Below are 24,637 nucleotides of genomic sequence, written 5' to 3' on the forward strand. Positions count from 1 at the left end.
AAGCCCGGCGAACCGAGCTTAAGAATTTACAGCAACAGCAAATTAAGCAGCGAAGTTTTTCGCAGCAAATTCCCAGTTGATTAATGCCCAGAAGGCATTTAAGTAAGTTGGACGTGCATTGCGGAAATCAATGTAGTACGCATGTTCCCACAGATCCACTGTCATCAGTGCAGTCACTGAGCTATCAGTCAGTGGCGTGCCAGCGTTGCTGGTGTTGACGATATCTAAAGAACCGTCTGCTTTTTTCACTAACCAGGTCCAGCTTGAACCGAAGTTGTTGACGGCTTTGTCATTAAAAGCAGTCTGGAATGCAGCAAAAGAGCCCCACTGTGCAGTAATTGCAGCAGCTAAAGCGCCTGTTGGTTCACCGCCACCATTTGGTGATAAGCAGTTCCAGTAAAAGGTGTGGTTCCAAATCTGGGCTGCGTTGTTAAATACCGGACCCTGAGAAGTACGGATGATATCTTCTAAAGACTTACCGGCAAATTCAGTGCCTTCAACTAATGAATTCAGCTTCACCACATAGGCGTTATGGTGTTTGCCATGGTGATAATCCAGAGTTTCAGGAGAGATGTGAGGTAATAATGCGTCTTTTGCGAAAGGTAATGCTGGTAATTCGAAAGCCATTGTAGTTCTCCGTAGGCGTTGTTTATGGGGTCTGCATCGCGTAGACTACAAAACCCGACTAAATTACTCAAGTTTTAGTCGTAAATTTCACAGCCTGAGCTTATTGCAATGCAAGTGTCTGCTCCCCATATTCTTGGGGCACTTTGTAAAATCTCAAGTGCGAAATGAACGAACTCAGCGTAAAATGAGATAAATTTTTAAACCCAGTAGTGCCAGAGGCTGAAGATGGAAACCATTGAGAAAATTGAACAACAGTTGGCTGATAACCCAATCATTCTTTATATGAAAGGTTCGCCGAAATTACCGAGTTGCGGTTTTTCAGCTCAGGCTTCTCAAGCCCTGATTGCATGTGGCCAACCTTTTGCGTTTGTCGACATTCTGCAAAACCCGGATATCCGTGCTGAATTACCAAAATATGCCAACTGGCCAACTTTCCCGCAGTTATGGGTTGAAGGTGAGCTGATTGGTGGTTGTGACATTATTCTGGAAATGTTCCAGCGTGGTGAATTGCAGCCGTTAATTAATGAGACGGCTGCTAAGCACAACAGCGAAAGCGCAGAGTAACTTTGCGGTTGAAACAAAAAGGCAGCCCAGGCTGCCTTTTGTATTTCCAGATCTGTATTCATAAAGTCGGGTCGATTAAGCTGGATCGGATTCCGTACTTTCTTGTGTTTCACAATCATCCATCAGCATAGGTGGCGGCCAGCCGCCGAGTTGATGCCAACGATTGACTATGTAGCAAAACAGTTCAGCCGTGCGTTCTGTGTCATACAAAGCGCTGTGGGCTTCTTTGTTGTCAAAATCAATACCAGCTTGTTTACAGGCTTTTGCCAAAACGGTCTGGCCTAAAGCCAATGCTGATAAAGTGGTGGTATCAAAAGACACAAAAGCGTGAAAAGGTGATCGTTTTAATTTAATTCGATCAATAGCTGCATTTAAAAAGCCCTGATCAAAAGCAGCATTATGAGCGACGACTACAGCACGTTGGCAGTCGGCATCCTTCTGAGCTTTACGCACAGCGCGGCAAATTTCAGTCAGGGCTTCCCGCTCTGAAACCGCGCCACGAAGCGGGTTGTAGGGGTCTATACCATTAAAAGCCAGGGAGCTTGCTTCCATGTTGGCACCCTCAAAAGGTTCAATATGAAAATGCAAAGTCTGGCTTGGAACAAGCATGCCTTTTTCGTCTATAGTCAACAAAGTTGCAGCGATTTCTAACAATGCATCTGTTTTTGCATTAAAGCCTGCGGTTTCTACGTCGATAACAACAGGGAAGTAGCCACGAAAACGTTGTGCTAACGGATGTAAAGCTTGAGTCATAAGACCTGTGTCCTGATAAGATTGGCAGGTATTATGCCAAATAAATTGCGAAGCGTCTTGTTTGAGTACCTTGTTTGTCCTGGTTGAAGTTGAAAAACAACGGGTGTTGAGATGAAAAAAGGGAAACCTATGCGATATAAGCTTTGGCTGGTGCTGTTTTTGCTTTCTGCTACGCAAGCGGAAGCTGGATTACGTCAGTATTCGGCTACATTGGACCAGTCCACCTGGGCTTTAAAGCAAAATTCGCCTTTAGTCTGTGAGCTCAGTCATCCTGTTCCTCATTTTGGTGAAGCGTTTTTCAGAAGTATGGCCGGGAAAGAACTGAATATGCAGTTTGAATTGAATATGCTGCGTTTGCCGGATCACTATGCTTTGGCTGAAGTGCTGTCTGTACCACCGGTCTGGCGTCCGGGCGAGCAGGCTAAAGCCATCAGCAGCATGAAAATGCTAAAACAGTTTGATGGTGATTTAGGTAAAGCTGAAAGCTGGATTATGCTGACGGAGCTGGAGCAGGGTTATAGCCCAACCTTTTATTTCTCAGATTGGTATAGCCCTTATGACAAGGTCAGCGTATCACTGAATCCTGTGCATTTTATTGAAGCTATGGATCAGTTTACCCAGTGTGTCAGCGCCTTGTTGCCCTATACCTTTGATGATATTGCCTTTACCGTATTGACCTATGAATCGGGTGGTGATGAGCTGACTAAAGCCTCTAAAAAGCGTTTAGAACAAATAGCTCAGTATTTAAAACATGATCAGAGCATCGAGAGTATTGATATTCAGGCCTACAGTGACTCTTTTGGCGGTCGTTGGATGAATGAGCAGTTGTCGATCAAACGCGCTGAAGCCATCAAAACCAAACTGGTCAGTTTTGGTCTGGAAGAAACCAGAATACGCACTGAAGGTTTGGGTGAAAAACGTCATGTGGCTTCGAATGAAAGCTCATTAGGCCGCGCCAAAAACCGTCGTGTAGTGATTCAAATGGAAAAGCCCTGATTATTCAGGGCTTCTTTTCAACTAATTTAACCTGCTGTTTTTAGTAGTTTGTCGTAATAGCGGTCAAATTGTTTTAATACCGCCAGGATTTTATCTGCGGTAAAAGGTTTAACAATAAAAGACGCTGCACCCGAAGCTATGCTGGCTTTTACGTTGTCCAAAGTGCTGACTCCGCTGACCATCACGACAAAACAATCTGGTTTTTGCTGTTTAAAACGTTTTAGCAGTTCAATTCCTGAACCGTCCGGTAATTCAATATCCAGAAAAACCAGGTCTGGCTGTTGCAGGCTAAATGTCATTAAAGCGGATGAAGCATTATGAGCCTGAAAATAACTAAAGGCTTTGTGCTTTAAACTGTGCTGAGAAAACAAGGCTGTTAGATTGTGTCTTAATAACTGTCTGTTGTAATCCAGATCATCCACCAACAAAATCTTCTGATCGCGTATTTTCACTTTATTTTGCATGCCTTGCACTGCTCCAGAAAATAGCTTGCTCTCGCCTGTTTTTGTTCGTCTGAAAGCGTGGCCCAAGTCTGTTGCAACTTGTCAGCGAGCTTGCTTATATCTTCAAAACCAAAGCTGCCTGCACTGCCTTTTAATTGATGCACAATAGCCGAGAAATCAGCCCATTTAGCTGAATCTGCCAGCATCTGTAGTTGATGCAGCGATTCTTCAACATGAGCTGCGTAAGCACTTCTTAGTTCATGCGGCACTTGCAAAGTTAGCTGAGGGATAACGTCAAATTGCGCAAGTTTATCTTGGACTTGCTCCCAGTGTAGGGGCTTTTTTAGCATCAAATCAAAGCCTTCCTCTGCGACGTTTTCTGCTGACATAGCAATAATAGGTCGGTCGTATCCAAGTTGACGAAGCATTTGCATCGCACTGATCCCATCGAGCACAGGCATCTGAATATCCATAAAAATCAGGTCAAACTGGTAACTTAAAGCTTGCTGCACCGCAATATCGCCATTTTCCGCCCAAACTACCTGATAGCCCGCACTTTCAGCTTGTAACTGAAACAGCTGAGCCAGTAGTGCATCATCTTCAGCAAAAAGTAAGTTCAATTGGATTGTTCCGCTGCGCTGTGGCGAAGATACCTTTGTATATCAATGCCATCCATTTGTAATGTCGTTAAAGGTAGCGGCTCTTTCGTAATCCTACAAGCCAAAACCTCAGCTAATAATGGCGCCCAGGTTAAACCTCGTGCGCCTAAAGCGCCAAAACGCCAAAGCTGCTTTTGCTGACCAAGCACAGGCATATGATCAGGTACAGTCGCACGTAAACCTGCTTTGGCAGACATCACTTCAACATCCTCAAACCAATCAGGTTGCCCCAATGTTTGATTTACTAAATCGAGATTTTGTTGATTGTCTTCTGCCAGAACTTCACTGTGTCCGCTGCGGCGATCAAAGGTGGCTCCAACACAATGAAGCTGCTGATAAGCAGGGGTGATATAACCCTGATGGCACACCACAGTTTTTAGTGGTGTCATCCTCTGGCTTTGCAGATGACTGACCTGACCACGAATTTGTCGAAGTGGAAAGGACTCCTGCTGCGCAAGGGCATTTAATTGTGCACCTGTTGCCAGCACTACTGTTGTCGCATGCAAAGTTCCGGCAGATGTTTCCAGTTCACAATAGTGCTCGCGCTCTGTGATTTGATGCACCTGGGCATTGTAGATAATCTCTAGGCCTTGGCTGCTAAGCCAATTCGCCATTTGCTGACAATAGTCTTGAGGACATAACCAGCCTGCTGTTGGGAAAAACAATCCATCATAAGGTAAAACCAGACCTGCGATCTCTGAAGCTTGCTCTTTGGTGACAGGACTAAACAAGCCACTTAAGGCAAAAGCTTGCTGCTGGATTTTATGTTGGCGTTTAGCAAGATTGTCGTTGCAGGCAAGGGTTAATACGCCGCACCAATCTGCCGCTACTGCTAATTTTTCTAGCCAGCTTGCATAAAACTGTCTGGCATATAAAAAGCTCTGGCAACTTAAAGATGACATCAGATCGTAAGTCGCATGCAAGTTAGGGTACACAGCGCCCTGACGGTTGTGGGATGCGCCCATACCTGCTTGCTCGTCAGCACAGAGCAGTTGGACTTTTAATCCTTTTTGCCATAATGCAAAAGCAGCGTTGATACCTGCGACACCAGCCCCTACCACAGTGATTTGGTCAGGCTGATCTGCAGTCAATTCGGCGGCCTGCTCAGCAGTTGCAATCAACATTTCACGTTTCTGGCCATGGCCTTTGGTTTTTCTGGCAAAAAAACCGGCGTCATTTAAGCCACGACGAACAAAACCTGCACAGGTAAAGGTAGAAGCCGTAGTGCCGCTGTGGCTGAGCCTGAACATCTGGTTAAACAAATTTTGTTGCCACATATCCGGGTTTTTACTGGGGGCAAAACCATCTAAAAACCAGGCATCAACTTTATTGTGCTCCGGTACTTGCGGCAGCAATTCATTGACATCACCCAGCCATAAATCCAGCACTACAGAACCGTCGTCAAAGGTCATGCGATGTGGACCAGGCAAAGCAACAGGGTAGCTCTGCGCTAATAAAGTGGTCAGTTCAGCCAGTTGGGGCCAGGCGGCTAAGGCTTTGGTTAAGTCTGCTTTACTGAAGGGATATTTTTCAAAGCTACTGAAGTACAGACGCTGACAAGTGGTGGCGCAGGCTTTGTACTGACGAAACCGCAACCAGGTCAGCAGAAAGTTTAAACCAGTGCCAAAACCAGTTTCTGCGATATGGAAAAAAGGGCGCGAATGAGTAAACCAACGTTCAGGTAGCTGATTTTTATGCAAAAACACATAATCGGTTTCGTCGAGGCCACCATTGTCGGAAAAATAAATATCGCCAAACAGATCGGAAACCGGTGTACCAGCGTCGTTGTAGTGAACTTGAGCCTGTTGCAAGGAATCAAACCCTATCGAAAAAGAATCAGGTATTGTAACTTAGCCGCAATATAAATAGATAATAGTGTACAACTGTGCGCTGAAAGCGGACCAGTTTCGAAAAGAAACTCCGTACAATGTGGCGCAATTACTAAAAGACATCCGATTTTTTGTTTGGAGCAAGCATGAAAAGAGCAGTGATCACAGGGTTAGGCATAGTATCCAGCATTGGTAACGATAAGCAGCAAGTGCTGGAATCGTTAAAAACCGGACGCTCAGGTATTAAAGCGTCACAGGAATTTGCCGACATGGGCCTGAGATCACAGGTCTGGGGCCAGATTGAAATTGATACCGCCGCATTAATCGACCGCAAAGCTTTACGTTTTATGGGCGATGCAGCAGCTTATGCTTATATTTCTATGCAACAAGCCATTGAAGATGCAGCTTTAACGCCAGAGCAAGTGTCGAATTTCCGCACTGGTTTAGTGGTGGGGTCTGGTGGTGCTTCGTCTAAAACTCAGATTGAAGCTGCAGATACCTTACGTGAAAAAGGCGTGAAACGTGTTGGCCCTTATGCAGTGCCAAAAACCATGTCGAGCACCTGTTCAGCTTGTTTAGCTACTCCTTTTGAAATCAAAGGTGTGAACTACTCTATTAGTTCTGCTTGTGCGACCAGTGCCCATTGTATTGGCCATGCGGTAGAGCTTATTCAGTTGGGCAAACAGGACATTATTTTTGCCGGTGGCGGTGAAGAAGTGCACTGGACTTTAGCGATGGAATTCGACGCTATGGGCGCTTTATCGACTAAATACAACGAAACGCCTGAACTGGCGTCCCGTACTTATGACGCTGACCGTGATGGTTTTGTCATCAGCGGTGGTGGCGGTATTTTAGTGGTTGAAGAGCTGGAGCACGCGCTGGCACGTGGCGCTAAAATTTATGCTGAAATCGTCGGCTACGGCGCAACTTCAGATGGCTACGACATGGTAGCTCCAAGTGGTGAAGGTGCAGTACGTTGTATGGAAATGGCGATGAAAGACGTCAAAGGTCCAATCGACTACGTCAATACCCACGGTACCAGTACTCCGGTTGGCGATGTGAAAGAATTAGGCGCTATCCAACAAGTCTTTGGCGGTAAATCTCCTGCTATCAGCGCAACCAAAGCGATGACAGGTCACGCCTTAGGGGCTGCCGGTGTGCATGAAGCTATTTATTCACTGTTGATGATGGAGCATAACTTTATTGCCCCTTCAATCAATATCGGCAACCTGGATGAAGCTGCTGCGGGTTTAAATATCGTAACTAAAGCCACTGAAGCTAAACTGACGACTGTGATGTCAAACAGCTTCGGTTTTGGTGGTACCAACGCCACTTTAGTGATGCAAAAATACCAGGGCTAATTTTTCCTTTGAAAAAAACGCTGCCTAGTGCAGCGTTTTTTATTGGCGAGTCAAAAATTAACAAATCAGATAGCCCAAAGGATAGAGCGTCGTTACAATACCGCCATTCTGGCTGTGGACTGATACAGATGAAGATATACGCCGACGAAAATATGCCGTACGTCAAAGACTTCTTTGCCGAATTAGGCGAAGTAACGATGGTCAATGGCCGCACTTTAACTGCAGATCAGATTAGTGATGCAGATGTGCTGCTGGTGCGCTCTGTCACCAAGGTCAATCAGCAGCTGTTATCAAAAAGCCCACAGCTAAAATTTGTAGGCACTGCGACTATCGGCACCGATCATATCGATCAGCAGTATCTACAACAAAGGGGTATTGGTTTTAGCAGTGCGCCTGGTTGTAATGCTCAGTCTGTGGTGGAGTATGTATTGAGTAGCATCTTTGTGCTGGCTGAAAAATACCAATGGAATTTGCAGAAAAAAACGGTCGGTGTAGTAGGGGTAGGTAATATAGGTCGTGTACTGGTGAACGCACTAGAGGCCTTGTCCATCAAGGTTTTATGCTGCGATCCACAGCGTGCCGCCACAGAGGATGATTTTCCGCATATTCCGTTTGAAGAATTATTACCCCAGCTTGATATCGTCAGCTTTCATGTGCCTTTGGTGAAAACCGGGTCTGATGCGACAGTGGATTTGCTCAACAGCCGTACTTTGAAGTTACTTAAACCTGATTGTGCAGTAATCAATGCCTGCCGCGGTGAAGTGACTAATAACGACGCTTTATTGACGGAGGCTCAATTCACAGAGGTTCAGTCTGGCCGCAAAAGAGCGCTGGTGCTGGATGTCTGGGCTAATGAACCAGAACCTGATCTAAGGCTGATTCCTTATACAGATATAGCCAGCGCTCATATTGCAGGACACAGTATTGAAGGCAAAGCCCGTGGTACAGAAATGCTGTACCAGGCTTTTTGTCAGCAGTTGGGGTTCAGCCCGACAAAGACTCTGGCGCAGGTATTACCGGAGCCACAAATTTCAGAGCTGAAAATAAATTCAAATTTTGGACTTTTAGATGTCCAAAATTTAACCCGGCTGTTATATGATGTGCGCCGGGACGATGCTTTGTTTCGTTTCTATATGATGCAAGACAATAAAACACAAGGTTTTGACTGGCTTAGAAAGTCATACCCACCGCGGCGTGAATACAGCTCGGTGCGGCTGACAGGACAAGAAGTGCCTGAGTTTTTAACAACATTAGGTTTTAGCAGCCAGTAACAAATGAAAGGGGAATAACCATGGCTCAGCAATACGACGTCGCTGTGTTAGGTGCTACAGGTTTAGTAGGCCAGCATTTAATTGAAATTTTAGAACAGCGCGATTTTCCGGTAAATAAACTTTATCCTTTAGCCAGCAGCCGCTCTGCCGGTGGCTTTATCACCTTTAAGGGTAAACAAATCGAAGTACTGGATGCTGAGACCTTTGACTGGACTAAGGTACAGATTGGTTTGTTCTCTGCAGGTGGCAGCGTGTCTGCAACTTATGCACCTCGTGCTGCCGATGCTGGTTGTGTGGTGATCGACAATACCTCACATTTCCGCTACGAAGCCGATATTCCATTGGTGGTACCGGAAGTGAATGCGCACGCTATTGCTGAGTTCCGTAACCGCAATATCATAGCCAACCCAAACTGCTCCACTATTCAGATGCTGGTGGCATTAAAGCCTATTCATGATGCTGTAGGCATTAGCCGTATTAATGTGGCCACCTATCAGTCGGTTGCTGGTGCTGGTCAACAAGGTGTTGAAGCTTTAGCTAAAGAAACGGCCCAGTTACTCAATGGTCGCCCTTTAGAAGAAGGTGGCAAGTTTGCCCGTCAGATCGCTTTTAACTGTATTCCACAAATTGATGTATTTTTGGATAACGGTTACACCAAAGAAGAAATGAAAATGCACTGGGAAACCCAAAAAATTATGGGTGATGCCAGCATTTCCGTAAATGCTACTGCGGTTCGTGTTCCGGTGTTTTATGGTCATGCCGAAGCTGTGCATTTGGAAACCCGTATGCCAATCAGTGTTGAGCAGGTAAAAGCTCTGCTAGCCAATGCACCAGGTGTCACGCTGATGGAAGATAATGCAGATTATCCGACTCAGGTGGGCAATGCCGCTGGTCAGGATGATGTATTTGTTGGCCGTATTCGTCAGGATTTTTCACACGAAAATGGCATTAATTTATGGCTTGTTGCTGACAACATCCGTAAAGGTGCTGCGACCAACAGTATTCAGATCGCTGAGCATTTAATCCGCGACTATCTGTAAAACAAGATGAAAAACTAAACAAAGGCTCCTGATGGGGCCTTTGTTGTTTCTAAAGCAATTGATTCTGCAGCCGATATGCAAAGATATGCAGATTTTCTATAAGCGTAGCCAGTGGCATTCTTCTGGTTTACTATTCGGGTATGGAACGATGCTTGCAGTGTTTTTGTGTCAGAAAAAATAATCTCCGGCCTTAAGGGATCATCGATGCGTTTAGTTGGGCTTCTCATTTTCAGTATTTTGTTGCAGATCTGCAGTGTTAACGCCACTGCAGAAACCACTGTGCGTCTTAAAGGCCCTAAAAGCATCGAAAATCCGGACCGAAGCAGAGTGGGTCCTTTAACTCCAAACGATACCTTATGGCGTATTGCCGAAGAAGTGCGGCCTCATCCTGGTTTAAATATCTATCAGGTGATGTATGCCATTTATCTGAAAAACCCACAGTCTTTTCTTGATGACAACTTCAACCATCTGAATATTGGCTCATTTTTAGCTATTCCCAATGTAGATGAGATTCTGTTGGTCGATGCTGTGGATGCCCAGCGCAAATCAGAAGAAGATGACCGAATCTGGGCTGATCGAGTGCGTGCAGCAGCTGCAGCCAAAGTTAAACAAGGGGTGAATGCCGCTCAGCAAAAGGATGTGGATAAAGCCAAGCAGGAAATCAAACAGGAGTTGAGCCGTGTTGAAGGACAGCAACAGGGACAGCTTCTTGACCTGCAAGAAAAACTGGCGGAATCAAAAGTTACGGTTGAAGCTGTCCTGGCGGATAATACTGCGCTGAAAGAGAAGCTGGATCAACTGGCTGATCAGATGTTGCTGATGAAGTCTCAGGTGGACAAAGACAGTGAAATTCAGCAGCAGTTGCAATTATTGGTCGCACAGCAAGCCGAGATGCTGGCGCAACAAAAGGCTCAGATTGAACGCGAGCAACAAGGGACAAATTTTGCCGAGCTGTGGCAAAATATTTCCTCCAGCAGCCTGACCTGGGTGTTGTTGGCTTCCTTACCCACCTTGTTTGTGTTGTTTGCGGTATTGAGCTGGATTAAGCGGCGCACCAGAAAATCTGAGCAAATTATCAGTGCTGCTACAGCTGTACCACAGCAAGAGTCTGGTTATCGCTCACCTTTACCTCCTTTGGACGAAAGTCTCGATTTTGACGAAAGCAGTCTGATGACGCTGGATGAGTCTTTGCTGGATTCTGGCAGCAAAGGCATACGTCTGGACGATGAGCCTATCGATTTACACGATGATATGTTGCTGGATACCAGAGCCGACGAGTTTGATGACATTCTGATGAATGACGATGACCTGCTGGACAGCAGAGATTTACTTGACGCCAGCTCCATGGACGACGAGCTACTTGATGACTTGCTTGATCAGCCGATAAAAGCAGACAAAGACTTCGATCCAAACAATATTTTATCCGGCTCAGATTTATCAGCCTTATTTGATGAAGAGCCAGAGTTGGATGATGCCGACGACATATTTGCTCAGGCTGTCGCCGAGCAATTAGCAGAAGAACAAAAACAAAATCAATCCAAACAGACTGATGATGAACAGGACGAGCTGATTGAAGAAATTGAGCTGGATGAGCCGGATATCGATAGTGTTGATCTGGACAGCCCTGTTTCAGCTGAAACGGATGAGTTTAGTCTGGATGAAATAGAAGAAGTTGAAGAAGTCGACTTTGATTCACTGCTTGATGAATTGGTGGTCACAGAGAACGCTCCTGAAGCAGAGTTGGTAGCAGACAGTTCACTAGATAGCTCGCTGAACGGTGCATTCGACAATCCAACAGAGGAAGCTGAAGATCTGGTTGATTTGAAACCTGAACAGCCTCATTTTGACAGCTCTGAACTTGACGAGTTTGCCGAATCGCTGGCCGATGAGGAATTGTCCGGATCAGAACCTTTGTCTGTTGAAGACGAAGGGGATATCGATATTGATGCACTACTGGATGGCACCGCGAATTGGCCAGATACTAAAAAACCTGATGCTTTAAGTGAGCTTGAACAGGACGAATTTAATGTGCCTGAGGACTTGGGTGTGACTGCTGAAGTTGCGCCAGCGTCTGCTATCAGTCTCGAATTTGACGAAGATGATTACCCGCTTAGCCCGGATGATGTTGCTTTGCTATTGTCGGACGAACCAAAACAAGAGCAAGACAGTGAAATGCCTACTCATTTCCATGCCGATCATGCTGAGTTAGCGGAATTGATGTGCGGAGTGGATCAGCAAGCAGGCTTGTCAGCAGAGTCCGGCTCAGAGGTAAGCGAAGAAGAATCCTATGAAGTTGAGTCAAACGAAGCCTGGCAGGAACTAGCCGACCAGGCGGTTGAACCTGAGTTAAGTGAATCAGTTCCGGACTTGGATCTGGAGTCGCAGGAAGATCCAAGCGTAAGCCGCGTCTCTGCCGCAACCTTGTCTGTTGAGAATCCTAGTAAGGTTTTGGAAGAATATCCGGATCTTGAGTTTTCAGATGAAGCTGCGCTGGTTGATGACCCCGAAGATGATTTGGAAGATGACGCTCTTGTGGTTTTGGATGAAGCAACAGATAACGCAGAACAAACCAGGCAGGCAAACGAAGATATAGCCGCTGAATTGGATGCTTTAGATGGAACTGACTTTGATGCTTTGCTGGCAGATTATGCACAAACAGATACAGAAGCGCGACTTGCTGATGAACAGATAGCTGACGTTGTGTTATCTGAGTTAAATCCAGAACCTGTAGATGGATTAGCACAAGCGACAGAAGCGGAACCGCCTTTGGCCGTGAAACAGGAGCAGCCCGATGATCTGGAATTCTCATTGCTGGCGCTGGATAAGTTGCTGGATGACTCAGAAGATGAGCCGCAGCACACTGCAAATCCTGTACGCACTATTGATGTTGGATTAGAGGATTATCAGGATTTTATTGCCGCACAGCACGAACCAGAGCTGGATCCTGCCGAGCAGGGTTTTGCCGCCGATCTGGATTTAATCCGTGCTTACATTGAAATTGGTGAGCAGGACGGCGCAGAGCACCTGATTGACAAAGTACTAAGTTCTGCTGCGCCAGAGCATATCAAACAAGAAGCTCAGAGCTTAAAAGACCAACTTTAAACTGAAGGGTCAGAGCCTTGACTCTGACCCTTCAGTTCTTGAATTCTGTTCATGTACCCATCAGCAAAAAACTAAATCATGCTCCAGTTCTTGCCGTGAGAATAGGCTATTGCCTTTAAAACTCGTGAGTTTCCCTCCATGCCTGAGTTATACTTCTGCCCCTAAGTGATGGGAGTCAGAATGCGAATTGCGTTAGGTATCGAATACAACGGTGTAGGTTTATTTGGCTGGCAAAGGCAACGCGAAGTGCCAAGTGTGCAAGGTCATCTGGAAGCTGCGTTATCCAAGGTTGCTAATGCAACTATTGAATTATCCTGCGCTGGCCGCACTGACGCTGGCGTCCATGCGACAGGCCAGGTCGTGCATTTCGATACTGATGCCAACCGTGATATGCGGGCCTGGATCATGGGTGCCAACTCCAATCTACCGGATGGCATAGCCGTGCGCTGGGCAAAAGAAGTTTCAGATGATTTTCATGCCCGTTTTTCTGCAACAGCCCGACGTTACCGTTATGTCATTTACAACAATAAATTCAGGCCTGCCATTTTGGGCGCAGGTTTAAGCCATTATCATCAGGAATTGAATATTGAACTGATGCAGCAGGCTGCTGTCCATTTGCTGGGTGAAAATGATTTTACGTCATTTCGTGCTATCCAGTGCCAGTCGCACAGCCCCTTCCGTAATCTGATGCATCTGCATTTAAGTCGGGTCGGGCAGTTTATTGTACTGGATATTAAGGCCAATGCTTTTTTACACCATATGGTGCGTAATATTACTGGCAGCTTGTTACAAGTAGGCATGGGCTTAAAAGAACCAGAATGGATTGCAGAGTTGCTGGCGGCCAAAGATAGAACTTTAGCAGCAGCGACGGCCAAAGCCGAAGGCTTGTATCTGGTGGATGTGGATTACCCGGAACACTTTGGTATCCCGAAAATGCCACTGGGTCCACTGTTTCTGCCAGACAGTTTTTGCTAACTACTACGACCAGTTAGCTATAGGTTCTATCATGGCTTTGTGCTTTAATAAGCGCCGTTAGCCGCATGATCGGCGCTTTTTTACACAATAAACTAAGTTTGGGCTCAAGCCCTGCTGCGATACCAAGGAACAACTATGAGTTGGTTAGAAAAAATTCTGCCCAGAACTTCGTCTTCATCCCGTCGTAATATTCCTGAAGGGGTCTGGACTAAATGTACCTCTTGTGACGCTGTGTTGTACAAGGCAGAACTGGATCGGAACTTAGGTGTTTGTCCTAAATGCGACAACCATATGCGTATCAGTGCCAGAGACCGCATCAACAATTTCCTTGATACCGGTGGTATGGTTGAACTGGCTGCAGAGCTGGAACCTCAGGATCTGTTGAAATTTAAAGACAGTAAAAAATACAAAGATCGTATTATTGCTGCACAAAAAGAAACCAATGAAAAAGACGCCATGGTCGTGATGCGCGGTACTTTATTGGGCATGCCAGTGGTTGTGGCTTCATTTGAATTTGCATTTATGGGCGGCTCTATGGCGTCTGTAGTAGGTGCCAAGTTTGTCAAAGGTGTTGAATACGCTATTGAAAACAAAGTGCCTTTTATCTGTTTCTCTGCCAGTGGTGGCGCCCGTATGCAAGAAGCTTTATTGTCTTTAATGCAAATGGCAAAAACCAGCGCTGCTTTAGCTAAGCTGAGTGAAGCCGGTTTACCTTATATCTCTGTGCTGACCGACCCGACTATGGGTGGTGTGTCTGCCAGTCTGGCGATGCTGGGCGATTTAAACATTGGTGAGCCAAAAGCTCTGATCGGTTTTGCCGGTCCCCGTGTTATCGAGCAGACAGTGCGTGAAAAATTACCTGAAGGTTTCCAGCGCAGTGAATTCCTGCTGGAACACGGTGCTATCGACATGATTGTTGACCGCCGCCAAATGCGCGATACAATTGCGCGACTTGTGGCTAAATTCATGCGATGGCCAGCTCCTGCCAAGGAACACCGCGTCGCCTAATAAGGTGTTATGACCAATCTTTTATCGCCTGCAAGCCAATCCTGTCAGACCCTGACGGATTGGCTTTGTTATATAGAACAAAAACATCCGCAACATCAGATTGAATTGGGATTGAGCCGGGTGCTTAACATCGCTCAGCGTGCTGATTTGCATCTGCTGCCTGGTAAAAAAATTCTGATCGCCGGCACCAACGGCAAAGGCACTACAGCCCGCACGCTGGAACAGCTTTGCGCTGTGCAGGGCTTGTCTGTCGGTGTGTATAGCTCTCCTCATTTACTGCAGTTTAACGAGCGCTTACGTATCAATGGCGAAGATGTAGCCGACAATCTTTGGTGTGAAGCTTTTGCCTTTATCGAGCAGCTACGTGGTGATATTGAACTGACCTATTTTGAGTTCACCACACTGGCGTCATTTTATCTGTTGAAACAACAGCAACCCGATCTCTGCCTGATTGAAGTGGGTTTAGGCGGTCGTCTGGACGCTACTAATATCATTGAGCCGGATTTAAGTATTCTGACCACTGTCGATTTAGACCATCAGGATTATTTAGGGCCAGATAGAGAAAGTATTGGCCGCGAAAAAGCCGGAGTGTTCCGCGCCGACAAGCCAGCTGTGATAGGCGAGACAGATATTCCACAGTCGGTACTGAAGTACAGTCAGGATATCAAAGCCCAACTGCTTTGCATCAATAAGGATTATCACTATAGCGTCACAGAAGCGAGCTTTAGCTGGCAAGGTGTGCATAGTCGTTTAGAGGCTTTACCTTTGACTGCAGTGCCGCTGCAGAATATAGCGACAGCTCTGACTGCACTTGAAGCTTTGGCTTTATTACCTTCACAGCAACAGACCAAAGAGGTGTTATCTGCCTTAAGTCTGCCTGGACGGATGCAATGGCTGAGTAAAACTCCGGGTATACTACTGGATGTGGCGCATAACCCGCAGTCGGCTGGTTATTTGGCGGCTCAGCTTCAGTTCATTAAAGCAGGTTATGCTCGGGTTCATCTGCTGGTGGGTATGTTAAAAGATAAAGACATTGAGCACAGTCTGGCTCCTTTTCATCAGCTTGCCGATCACTGGCATCTGGTGGATTTACCGGGCGCTCGTGGCGCAGAAGCTCGTTTGCTGTTGCAGCAGTTACCAGCGCAAAGCAGTTATTCATGTTATTCAGATTTAGAGTCGGGTTACCAACAAGCGCTGTTATCCATGCAGGCTAATGATTTATTGGTGATTTTCGGCTCTTTTGTTACAGTGTCGGCAGTTCTAGCGCTGCAAAAGGAGAGAGATGTATGACCAGCGCCTTTAAAAATCGCTTAATTGGCAGCAGCATTTTAATTATTGCTGCCATCGTTTTTTTACCTGATTTGCTGGATGGGCAAAAACAGGTGGTAAAAGATGAATTTAAAGCTATTCCAGAGCGTCCGGAATTTGCCACAGTGCAACAGGAACAGGTATTTACTAAACAGCAATTAGCGGAAAAACAGCAGGAATTACTGGCGACGCCAGTGAATGATCCTGCTGCTGATGCGGCTTTACCTGATAATAGTTTTGCACAAGTCACAGCAGGAGCTCCTGGCAGTGAAGCTGCGGCAGATAGTGCAACTATGGTGGCGCAGCCCGCTGAAGGTGCAGACACAGATCCAATTCCAGTACCAACCGAAAACCCTTTAGCTCCGGTGCCTGTTGTTGATACGACAGCTCAGGCAGCAACACCTCCAGTTACAGATAAAGCTGCTGAACTCAAAGGTAATCCAGCGTTAAATGAGACGGCCTGGATAGTCAGGGTAGGTAGTTTTGGTAAAGTAGAAAACGCGACCGCTTTAGTGGCTAAATTAAAAGAAGCGGGTTTTACTACCTTTACCCGTTCAACCACCAATGCACAAGGCCAGTCCATGGTCAGTGTCGTGGTTGGGCCCGAACTGAAAAAAGAGCGTCTGGAACAAAAACTGCCTCAACTGCAGCAATTGACCGGAATAACGGGTCTGAAGCTGACAGCTTTTAAGCCTATCGAAAATAATTAGGTGTTCGGGCGCGTGTTTTGGTAGAATGCGCGCCGTCCTTAAGCGTCCTTTGGTAGCAAATGGTTTGGATTGATTATGCCATTCTGGCAATTATCTCCCTTTCGACTGTGATCAGTCTGGTCAGGGGATTTGCCAAAGAAGCGGTTTCTCTGATTATCTGGATACTGGCCTTTTTTGTTGCCAGTTATTACTACCCCTATCTGGCAACCTATTTCACTGAATTGCAAGACGCGCTGGTGCGCAATGCAGTCTCTATTGCCGTTCTGTTTATCTCCACTCTTATTCTTGGTGCCTTAATTAATTACCTGATTGGCCGTTTGGTTGAATCGACAGGTTTATCCGGCACCGACCGATTACTTGGCCTGATCTTTGGCGCCCTGCGTGGTGTGCTGGTGGTCAGTGCGTTGTTATTTTTCCTGGATGCTTTTACCAGTGCGGATCAAACTGACTGGTGGCAAGCGTCCAAACTAATACCCGAATTTGGTTTTATCATTGAATGGTTTTTTGAGTACATCAAAGCCCATTCCAGTTTTATGCAGCGACCCTAAGCGTGGCGAGGAAATAATCGATGTGTGGTATTGTTGGAATCGTAGGTAAGTATCCGGTCAATCAGGCGTTGTACGACGGTTTAACTGTGTTGCAGCACCGTGGTCAGGATGCCGCCGGCATAGTGACAGTAGACAACAAAACCTTACGCTTACGCAAAGCTAATGGCTTAGTGAAAGACGTATTTGAAGCCCGCCATATGCAGCGTTTGTCTGGCAATATGGGCATAGGCCATGTGCGTTACCCAACAGCGGGTTCTGCCAGTACGGCCGAAGCTCAGCCGTTTTATACCAATAGCCCTTTTGGTATAGCTCTGGCGCACAACGGTAACCTGACAAACTCTGAAGAATTAAAAGACGAGTTATTCCGCACTGCCCGTCGTCATGTCAATACCAACTCAGACTCAGAAGCTCTGTTAAACGCTTTTGCCCACGAGCTGGATATTCATGCTGATATGCATGTTAACCCTGACCATATTTTTGGTGCTGTCACTAATTTACACCGTAAAATCCGTGGTGGTTATGCGGTGGTGGCAGTCGTCATTGGCCATGGTTTAGTTGCATTTCGTGATCCAAACGGTATCCGTCCTTTAGTGATGGGTAAACGTGAAACTGCGCTTGGCACTGAGTATATGGTCGCTTCTGAAAGCGTGGCCTTGGATGCGGACGGTTTTACTGTGCTGCGTGATGTGGCGCCTGGTGAAGCTGTGTATATCACAGAAGACGGTGAGCTGTTCAGCCAGCAATGTGCCGAAAACCCAAGTTATGCCCCATGTATTTTTGAATATGTGTATTTTGCCCGCCCGGACTCCACCATAGACAATGTGTCTGTGTATGCATCCCGCGTGGCTATGGGTAAAAAGCTGGGCGAAAAAATCAAAAAAGAATGGGCGCATTTAGATATTGATGTGGTCATTCCAATTCCTGAAACCAGTAACGATGCGGCTTTGCAAATTGCGCATGAGTTAGGTCTGCCATACCGTCAGGGGTATGTGAAAAACCGTTACATTGGCCGTACTTTTATTATGCCGGGTCAAGGGGAGCGTAAAAAGTCAGTCAAACGTAAACTAAACGCTATTTGGCAGGAATTCAAAGGCAAAAATGTGTTGCTGGTAGATGACTCCATAGTTCGCGGTACCACCTCAGAACAAATCATTGATATGGCGCGTGAAGCGGGTGCAAAGAAAGTGTATTTCGCCTCTGCTGCTCCGGAAATTCGTTTCCCGAACGTATACGGTATTGATATGCCATCGGCTAATGAGCTGATTGCTCATGGTCACGATGTGGAAAGCATCTGCAAAATCATTGGTGCTGATGGTTTGATTTTCCAGTCACTGGAAGATTTAGTGGATGCAGTACGTTCACAAAATCCGGAACTGAAGCGTTTCGAGACCTCTGTGTTTGATGGTGTTTATGTGACTAACGACATTGATCAGGCTTACCTGAACCGTCTGGATGCACAACGTAATGAAGCTTCCAAACGCAAAAAAGAAGCTGAGTTATCTGCAAGTTTAGATTTGCATAACGAAGGCAACTGATTGGTCTGAGCCAGACTTGTGAATTAAAAAGGGGTCAGTTTTTAACTGGCCCCTTTTGTTTTTGTAAAATGGGTATCTGCAAAGCAAGCTAATGCGTAAAGGCAGGGCCGAAACCGGAGCTCCATAAAATAGCGGTAGCAGTCATTACACAAACCAGCAGAATGAGGCCTGTGGTGACCACTGAGCTGGCATAAATAAAGCCACGTTCCTCAGGAATATGCATCAGAATCGGCACACCCACATACAACAAATACACTGAATAAGTCAGTCCAGCTAATCCCACCAGCATGACAAACCAAAGTTCAGGAAATAAGGCGGCAAAACCCACCATAAAAAGTGGCGTCGAAGTATAAGAGGCCAATTCCAGTGTTTGGGTATATGTAGGTTCAGAGCCAAAGGTATGAGCCATCCAATGTGCTAAATAAGCTAGAGCGAAAACCCCACCTATTAAAGCAATATACATAGCGACAGAAAGCATCATGGCGCTTTCAGCAGTTAAACGTATAGGTTCACCCACACCAATGCTCCAGCCTATATGCACTGCCGAATAATAAGCACAGAGAGAAGGTATTAAGGCGACCAGCAGGATATGAATTAAACTGTATCTGAAACTTTCGTGACGTGCGTCTATCGTATGCCATTCTTCTTTGGGATGGGCATACAGCCCCCATAAGTGATTTAGAATCATAGTTGTTATCCTTGGCTACTACGTTGTTCATTACAGGGCCACACAACAAACCCTTACCTTTGTTATGGCTAATAGATGCGTGTTCGTCAAGTTTGGAGCGGAAAATCTGCAGCGAAGAAGAACGGCATGTATCGGGTTAACTGACACATGCGTTTAAAGAACAGAAAATAGCAGTTTTAAATAGCCGGAGCAGGAGCTCCGCTATGGAATTTAAAGTCCGGATCCGGGTTTGAAATCAGCTCTGCTTCGAGTTTGCCAAAAAAGCGGACCCGCTCTGTGATATCTGATTTGGAAATCACCTGCGCCAGTTCCAGATAGTCGGCAAAATGCCGTGCTTCTGAGCGTAACAAGGAGGTGTAAAAGCTGGCTAACTCCGGATCAACACATTCAGCGAGTTTGGCGAAACGCTCACAGGAGCGGGCTTCGATATAAGCACCACAAATCAGTTTATCGATCAGAATTTGTGGCTCATGGGTTTTGCAGTTTTGGATAAGCGTTTTGGCATAACGGCTGGCACTGATATTTTCGTAAGGAATACCGCGGCTTTGCATAATCTCCAGCACCTGACAAAAATGGTGCAGCTCTTCGCGTATTAACAATACCATGCGGTCGATAATACGATCGGAGTGCGCAAAATCAGAACGGCCAATAATGCTTTTATTCAGTTTTTCAGCCTGCTTCAAGCCCTGAATATCACCATCAAACCGATAGGCGAAGTCTTCAAAAGGTTTCAGCCAGTTCAGTAAGGTTAAAGAGCTGTCTTTATCACAGGCATAACGACGCAGCAGATACATGGCTGTTTGCGCCGCTTTTAATTCGCAGATTAAGTGGTCCTGTAATAAAACCGCCAACCGCTCTGGTTTCTGCGCTTCGACTATCCAGCTGTCCGGGGTTTCACACTGTAAAAACTGATGAATGGGCTGAAGTAATTCGGTAAAGCTCATAAAGATCTCAGCATTAAGCCTGGGACAAGGGGTTGAAGTGTAGTTGCCAGCCGTCCGCTGACACATCCAGATAAGAACTCTGACTGTACCAGTCACCTAACACATAACGTTGTGCTGCGCTGCCATCGGCAAGTTGTAATGGGTGCACTGCAGGTCTGTGGGTATGACCATGAATTAAATGCTGCACCTGATACTGGCTCATCACTTTAGGTACTTCATCTGGCGTAACATCCATAATGTCAGATGTTTTGCCTTTTTTGTCCATAGCGCTGACCCGACGGGCTTTGCGAGCCAGATGTTGCCGGTACCATAGCGGTAACGATAATATGAGCTTTTGCCACCATTTTTGATCCCACCAGGCGCGAAACTTCTGATAACCAATGTCCAGAGTGCAAAGTGAATCACCATGCATCAATAAAGTGGGAGTGCCGTATAAATCGACTACGGTCAGAGGCGCCAGCAACTGCATGCCAGAGCGCTTAGCAAATTTTTTTCCGAGTAAAAAGTCGCGGTTGCCATGACAAAAATAAACCGGCACAGCCTGAGCTGTTAAGGCTTTGATGGCTGTTGCAACTTCGGTCAGTAAAGGCGAGGGGTTATCATCACCAATCCAGACTTCAAACAAATCGCCCAGAATATAAAGCGCATCAGCATTGGCTGCCTTTTGCTGTAAAAAAAGCAAAAACGCCGCGGTAATATCCGGGCGTTGTTCGCTTAAATGCAGATCGGCAATAAAAAGGCAGTGGCCTTTAGCCATGGATTTCTGCTTTTTCGATGATCACGGCATCGTTTGGTACATCAGCATGGCCAAACTTGCGTCCTGTAGACACAGTTTTGATTTTGTTAATCACATCCATGCCTTCGACTACTTCACCAAATACACAATAACCCCAGCCCTGAGAAGTTTCTGAGCTGAAATCTAAAAAGTCGTTATTGGCTACGTTAATAAAGAACTGGCAGGTCGCAGAATGTGGATCGCTGGTGCGGGCCATAGCTACAGTGCCGGCTTTGTTAGCCACTTTGTTATTTGCTTCGTTTTTGATCGGTTTGCCCGGGTCTTTTTGTTCCATTTCAGGAGTGAAACCACCGCCCTGGATCATAAAGCCATTGATCACACGGTGAAAAATGGTGTTGTCATAAAAACCTTCTTTTACGTAGTTCAGAAAGTTTTCTACTGTTGCAGGGGCTTTGTCGGCAAATAATGCCAGTTTAATAACACCAAAATTGGTATGTAAGCTAACCATGATCATCTCCTATGGCTTAAAAACGGCGATAGTGTACCGCAGCTGTGGTAGATAACAAAGCGAGGATAGCTCAAGGCATTTGCTGATGTTACACTGTTACGCTTTGTGATTGCCGTTTTGATGATTTCCCGAGGAGCCCATGCTACAGATTTTTAACACCCTGACCCGTAAAAAAGAGTCCTTTGTGCCTTTAGTGCCTGGCAAAGTTTCTATGTATGTCTGCGGCATCACTATTTATGATTTCTGTCATGTTGGCCACGCCCGTACTTATGTGGCTTTTGATGTAATGAACCGTTACTTACGTTTCAGCGGTTATGACGTCACTTATGTGCGTAACATCACAGATGTAGACGACAAAATTATCAAACGTGCCAATGAAAACGGCGAAAGCTGTGACGCTTTAACGGCCCGTTATACTGTTGCTATGCATGATGACTTTAACGCGCTGGGGTTAATGCCTGCCGATATTGAACCTCGCGTCACGACTCATATGGCCGAAATCATTGAGCTGATTGAAACTTTAGTGGCGAAAGGTTATGCCTATATAGCCTCTGACGGTGACGTACTCTTTGATGTCAGTAAATATGAAGCTTATGGACAGCTTAGTCAGCAGAATCTGGACATGTTGCAATCTGGCGCCCGTGTAGAGATTGATCAGGCCAAAGACGATCCACTGGATTTTGTATTGTGGAAAATGGCCAAGCCAAATGAGCCAAGCTGGTCATCGCCATGGGGCGAAGGCCGTCCAGGCTGGCATATCGAATGTTCGGCCATGAGTGCAAAACATTTAGGCAAGCATTTTGATATTCACGGTGGTGGTTCAGATTTACAGTTCCCGCACCATGAAAACGAAATTGCTCAGTCCTGCTGCGCTCATGACACTCCGTACGTCAATACCTGGATCCATACAGGTATGGTGCAGGTGGATAAAGAAAAGATGTCTAAATCCTTAGGCAACTTCTTTACTGTGAAAGATGTGCTGGCAGATTACAACGCTGAAGCTGTGCGTTATTTCCTGATTTCCAGCCATTACCGCAGCCAGCTGAACTACTCGGCTGAAAACTTACTGCAGGCGCATTCAGCTTTAGGCCGTTTGTATACAGCTTTGCGTGAAGTAAAAGCTGCGACAGACGTCGATATGAATAACGATTACGTCAAAACCTTCCGTGCTGCTATGGATGACGACTTCAATACAGCCCTGGCTTTGCCTGTGTTATTTGAACTGGCGCGTGATATCAACAAAGAAAAAGCTACAGATCCAGCTAAAGCTTCACAACTGGCAGGCTTGCTGATTAAACTTGGTAGTGTGATGGGTATTTTGCAGGGCGATGCAGAGAGCTTTTTACAGTCGGGTACAGATTCAGATGATGTGGCTGAAATTGAAGCTTTAATTACACAGCGTAATACTGCGCGTGCTAACAAAGACTGGGCTGCGGCTGATGCTGCCCGTGACGCTTTGGTGGCTAAGGGTATTATTCTGGAAGATAAAGCAGGTGTTACCACCTGGCGTCGGGGTTAAACAGTGTCAGAGCTTAGGCTCTGACACTTCAGTTCGAAACTTAATTTAATCTGCTTCTAAGATAAATTCGATATATGGGTCAGAGCCAAGGCTCTGACCCGAAATAAAATTACTGATCGTGGAATTGCTCGCACGCTTCTAAGGTATTTTCAATCAGGCAGGCTACTGTCATTGGGCCTACACCACCAGGCACTGGCGTAATAAAGCGCGCATGCTCTTTGGCTTTATCAAATTCAACGTCACCGACCAGTTTGCCGGACTCCAAACGGTTAATACCCACATCAATCACCAGCGCACCAGGCTTAATCCAGTCGCCTGGAATAAATTCTGGCTTACCTACGGCCACCACCACTAAATCAGCGCGGCGTACATGCTGCTCAAGCTGTTTGGTGAACTTATGACAGACAGTGGTAGTGCAACCTGCTAACAACAGCTCCAGCGCCATAGGGCGGCCTACAATGTTGGAAGCGCCGACAACTACTGCATCCATGCCACGGATTTGAATACCAGTGCTTTGCAACAGTTTAATGATGCCTTTTGGTGTGCAAGGGCGAAGGGCGGGCATACGCTGAGCTAAACGGCCAATATTGTAAGGGTGGAAACCATCTACATCTTTCAGTGGATTGATACGCTCCAGAATGGCCGAAGCGTCTAAACCTGCGGGCAAAGGCAATTGCACCAGAATACCGTCTACTTTGCTATCCGCATTTAAAGTATCGATTAAATCAAATAACTCTTGTTGAGTCGTGCCTGATGGCAAATCGTAAGAGAAGGATTCAAAGCCTACTTCTTCACAAGCTTTACGTTTACTGCCTACATAGACCTGAGACGCAGCATCCATACCTACCAGTACTACCGCAAGGCCCGGGGCTCTTTTTCCTGCTGCAAGGCGTTGCTGAACCCTTAATGCGACCTGTTGACGGGTAGATTGAGCTACCGCTTTGCCATCTATGATTTGTGCTGCCATAAAACTGCTCTGTTGACCTGAAATCTGAGGATTTGTATTTTCGCACAGCTACGCCAAAGAGGCCAAGCAGATCAGTTTAAGTAGCGTAAAAAGTTAAAAAATCAGCATATTTTCACCGTATTGGTCGCTTTTATGACAAATGGGTTCAAATATTAAGCAATCAGTTTTTTAGCTGCAAAAAAGGTTTGACGCTCCAGGGCTTGGGCTGTAATATTCCGCCCCGTTGCAGTAGTGTAGCGAAGTCGGTGATTAGCGCAGCTTGGTAGCGCACTTGGTTTGGGTCCAAGGGGTCGCAAGTTCGAATCTTGCATCACCGACCATTTAAGAGAGCCTAAGGGCCTCGAATTTGGCGCCCGTAGCTCAGCTGGATAGAGCAACGGCCTTCTAAGCCGTGGGTCATAGGTTCGAGTCCTATCGGGCGCGCCATTGCAACATTAGTAAAGTTCTACCGTGGTGGCTGTAGCTCAGTTGGTAGAGTCCCGGATTGTGATTCCGGTTGTCGTGGGTTCGAGCCCCATCAGCCACCCCATTTTAGACTGGTTTATA

At 46.2% G+C, this 24,637-nt stretch carries 23 protein-coding genes and 3 tRNA genes; 16 read left to right on the forward strand and 10 right to left on the reverse strand.

Going from position 1 to position 24,637, the window contains the following annotated elements:
- Positions 1-42 precede the first annotated feature (42 nt).
- On the reverse strand, positions 43-627 hold the full coding sequence (locus LSG34_RS12585) for a Fe-Mn family superoxide dismutase (protein ID WP_233009457.1): 585 nt from the start codon (positions 625-627) through the stop codon (positions 43-45).
- A gap of 225 nt (positions 628-852) precedes the next feature.
- Between LSG34_RS12585 and LSG34_RS12590 the strand changes: the two genes are divergently transcribed.
- Positions 853-1,191, forward strand: coding sequence for a Grx4 family monothiol glutaredoxin (locus LSG34_RS12590; protein WP_233009458.1), 339 nt, complete (start codon positions 853-855; stop codon positions 1,189-1,191).
- A gap of 75 nt (positions 1,192-1,266) precedes the next feature.
- Here LSG34_RS12590 and rnt read toward each other — a convergent pair whose 3' ends face one another.
- Positions 1,267-1,944 carry a ribonuclease T gene (rnt, locus tag LSG34_RS12595; protein WP_233009459.1) on the reverse strand — a complete coding sequence of 226 codons (678 nt, stop codon included), beginning with the start codon at positions 1,942-1,944 and terminating at the stop codon, positions 1,267-1,269.
- Positions 1,945-2,073: 129 nt separating this feature from the next.
- Between rnt and LSG34_RS12600 the strand changes: the two genes are divergently transcribed.
- Positions 2,074-2,940, forward strand: coding sequence for an OmpA family protein (locus tag LSG34_RS12600; protein WP_233009460.1), 867 nt, complete (start codon positions 2,074-2,076; stop codon positions 2,938-2,940).
- Positions 2,941-2,966: 26 nt separating this feature from the next.
- On the opposite strand, the gene LSG34_RS12605 is transcribed toward LSG34_RS12600, so the two are convergent.
- The 3 genes from LSG34_RS12605 to mnmC are packed head-to-tail and all read right to left on the reverse strand — an operon-like array spanning position 2,967 to position 5,853.
- The gene (locus LSG34_RS12605; protein WP_233009461.1) at positions 2,967-3,404 is read right to left on the reverse strand and encodes a response regulator; all 438 of its coding nucleotides are present in this window, start codon (positions 3,402-3,404) and stop codon (positions 2,967-2,969) included.
- Positions 3,389-4,003: an Hpt domain-containing response regulator gene (locus LSG34_RS12610; RefSeq protein ID WP_233009462.1), complete on the reverse strand. Its 615-nt coding sequence runs from the start codon at positions 4,001-4,003 to the stop codon at positions 3,389-3,391. Before LSG34_RS12610 ends, LSG34_RS12605 begins: the two co-directional genes overlap by 16 nt.
- Positions 4,000-5,853 (reverse strand): bifunctional tRNA (5-methylaminomethyl-2-thiouridine)(34)-methyltransferase MnmD/FAD-dependent 5-carboxymethylaminomethyl-2-thiouridine(34) oxidoreductase MnmC, encoded by a 1,854-nt coding sequence (gene mnmC, locus LSG34_RS12615; RefSeq protein ID WP_233009463.1) that lies wholly within the window; start codon positions 5,851-5,853, stop codon positions 4,000-4,002. Before mnmC ends, LSG34_RS12610 begins: the two co-directional genes overlap by 4 nt.
- Before the next feature lie 164 nt (positions 5,854-6,017).
- On the opposite strand from mnmC, the gene fabB reads away from it, so the two are divergent.
- The 10 genes from fabB to purF all read left to right on the forward strand — a co-directional run bounded on the left by fabB (position 6,018) and on the right by purF (position 18,729).
- Positions 6,018-7,232, forward strand: a complete 1,215-nt coding sequence (gene fabB, locus LSG34_RS12620) for a beta-ketoacyl-ACP synthase I (RefSeq protein ID WP_233009464.1) — start codon at positions 6,018-6,020, stop codon at positions 7,230-7,232.
- A gap of 128 nt (positions 7,233-7,360) precedes the next feature.
- On the forward strand, positions 7,361-8,503 hold the full coding sequence (locus LSG34_RS12625; protein ID WP_233009465.1) for a 4-phosphoerythronate dehydrogenase: 1,143 nt from the start codon (positions 7,361-7,363) through the stop codon (positions 8,501-8,503).
- Positions 8,504-8,523: 20 nt separating this feature from the next.
- Positions 8,524-9,543: an aspartate-semialdehyde dehydrogenase gene (locus tag LSG34_RS12630; protein ID WP_233009466.1), complete on the forward strand. Its 1,020-nt coding sequence runs from the start codon at positions 8,524-8,526 to the stop codon at positions 9,541-9,543.
- 204 nt (positions 9,544-9,747) lie between these two features.
- Positions 9,748-12,645, forward strand: coding sequence for a FimV/HubP family polar landmark protein (locus LSG34_RS12635; protein ID WP_233009467.1), 2,898 nt, complete (start codon positions 9,748-9,750; stop codon positions 12,643-12,645).
- A gap of 180 nt (positions 12,646-12,825) precedes the next feature.
- Positions 12,826-13,620 (forward strand): tRNA pseudouridine(38-40) synthase TruA, encoded by a 795-nt coding sequence (truA, locus tag LSG34_RS12640; protein WP_233009468.1) that lies wholly within the window; start codon positions 12,826-12,828, stop codon positions 13,618-13,620.
- A 135-nt stretch (positions 13,621-13,755) separates the two neighbouring features.
- Positions 13,756-14,628 carry an acetyl-CoA carboxylase, carboxyltransferase subunit beta gene (gene accD / locus LSG34_RS12645; protein WP_233009469.1) on the forward strand — a complete coding sequence of 291 codons (873 nt, stop codon included), beginning with the start codon at positions 13,756-13,758 and terminating at the stop codon, positions 14,626-14,628.
- Between the two features lie 9 nt (positions 14,629-14,637).
- Positions 14,638-15,918, forward strand: coding sequence for a bifunctional tetrahydrofolate synthase/dihydrofolate synthase (gene folC / locus LSG34_RS12650; RefSeq protein ID WP_233009470.1), 1,281 nt, complete (start codon positions 14,638-14,640; stop codon positions 15,916-15,918).
- On the forward strand, positions 15,915-16,646 hold the full coding sequence (locus LSG34_RS12655; RefSeq protein ID WP_233009471.1) for an SPOR domain-containing protein: 732 nt from the start codon (positions 15,915-15,917) through the stop codon (positions 16,644-16,646). Before folC ends, LSG34_RS12655 begins: the two co-directional genes overlap by 4 nt.
- 59 nt (positions 16,647-16,705) lie before the next feature.
- Entirely contained in the window at positions 16,706-17,194 is a 489-nt protein-coding gene (locus tag LSG34_RS12660; RefSeq protein WP_233009472.1) for a CvpA family protein, read from the forward strand.
- A gap of 20 nt (positions 17,195-17,214) precedes the next feature.
- Entirely contained in the window at positions 17,215-18,729 is a 1,515-nt protein-coding gene (gene purF / locus LSG34_RS12665; RefSeq protein WP_233009473.1) for an amidophosphoribosyltransferase, read from the forward strand.
- Positions 18,730-18,817: 88 nt separating this feature from the next.
- Here the strand turns inward: purF and LSG34_RS12670 are convergent, their stop codons facing one another.
- The 4 genes from LSG34_RS12670 to LSG34_RS12685 form a co-directional block, all read right to left on the reverse strand.
- Positions 18,818-19,417, reverse strand: coding sequence for a Yip1 family protein (locus LSG34_RS12670; RefSeq protein WP_233009474.1), 600 nt, complete (start codon positions 19,415-19,417; stop codon positions 18,818-18,820).
- A gap of 176 nt (positions 19,418-19,593) precedes the next feature.
- A complete protein-coding gene (miaE, locus tag LSG34_RS12675; RefSeq protein WP_233009475.1) occupies positions 19,594-20,361 on the reverse strand; it encodes a tRNA isopentenyl-2-thiomethyl-A-37 hydroxylase MiaE in 768 nt (255 codons plus the stop codon).
- Positions 20,362-20,374: 13 nt separating this feature from the next.
- On the reverse strand, positions 20,375-21,118 hold the full coding sequence (gene lpxH / locus LSG34_RS12680) for a UDP-2,3-diacylglucosamine diphosphatase (protein ID WP_233009476.1): 744 nt from the start codon (positions 21,116-21,118) through the stop codon (positions 20,375-20,377).
- Positions 21,111-21,605, reverse strand: coding sequence for a peptidylprolyl isomerase (locus LSG34_RS12685; protein ID WP_233009477.1), 495 nt, complete (start codon positions 21,603-21,605; stop codon positions 21,111-21,113). The genes lpxH and LSG34_RS12685 overlap by 8 nt, the downstream gene beginning before the upstream one ends.
- Before the next feature lie 139 nt (positions 21,606-21,744).
- On the opposite strand from LSG34_RS12685, the gene cysS reads away from it, so the two are divergent.
- Positions 21,745-23,124 carry a cysteine--tRNA ligase gene (gene cysS / locus LSG34_RS12690; protein WP_233009478.1) on the forward strand — a complete coding sequence of 460 codons (1,380 nt, stop codon included), beginning with the start codon at positions 21,745-21,747 and terminating at the stop codon, positions 23,122-23,124.
- A 109-nt stretch (positions 23,125-23,233) separates the two neighbouring features.
- Here cysS and folD read toward each other — a convergent pair whose 3' ends face one another.
- Positions 23,234-24,091 carry a bifunctional methylenetetrahydrofolate dehydrogenase/methenyltetrahydrofolate cyclohydrolase FolD gene (folD, locus tag LSG34_RS12695; protein WP_233009479.1) on the reverse strand — a complete coding sequence of 286 codons (858 nt, stop codon included), beginning with the start codon at positions 24,089-24,091 and terminating at the stop codon, positions 23,234-23,236.
- Positions 24,092-24,334: 243 nt separating this feature from the next.
- Between folD and LSG34_RS12700 the strand changes: the two genes are divergently transcribed.
- From LSG34_RS12700 to LSG34_RS12710, 3 genes are all read left to right on the forward strand, one after another.
- A tRNA-Pro gene (locus LSG34_RS12700) sits at positions 24,335-24,411 on the forward strand.
- 29 nt (positions 24,412-24,440) lie between these two features.
- A tRNA-Arg gene (locus LSG34_RS12705) sits at positions 24,441-24,517 on the forward strand.
- 27 nt (positions 24,518-24,544) lie between these two features.
- A tRNA-His gene (locus LSG34_RS12710) sits at positions 24,545-24,620 on the forward strand.
- The last annotated feature ends 17 nt before the right edge of the window (positions 24,621-24,637 follow it).

Source organism: Rheinheimera faecalis (assembly GCF_021290965.1).
Taxonomy (GTDB): domain Bacteria; phylum Pseudomonadota; class Gammaproteobacteria; order Enterobacterales; family Alteromonadaceae; genus Pararheinheimera; species Pararheinheimera faecalis.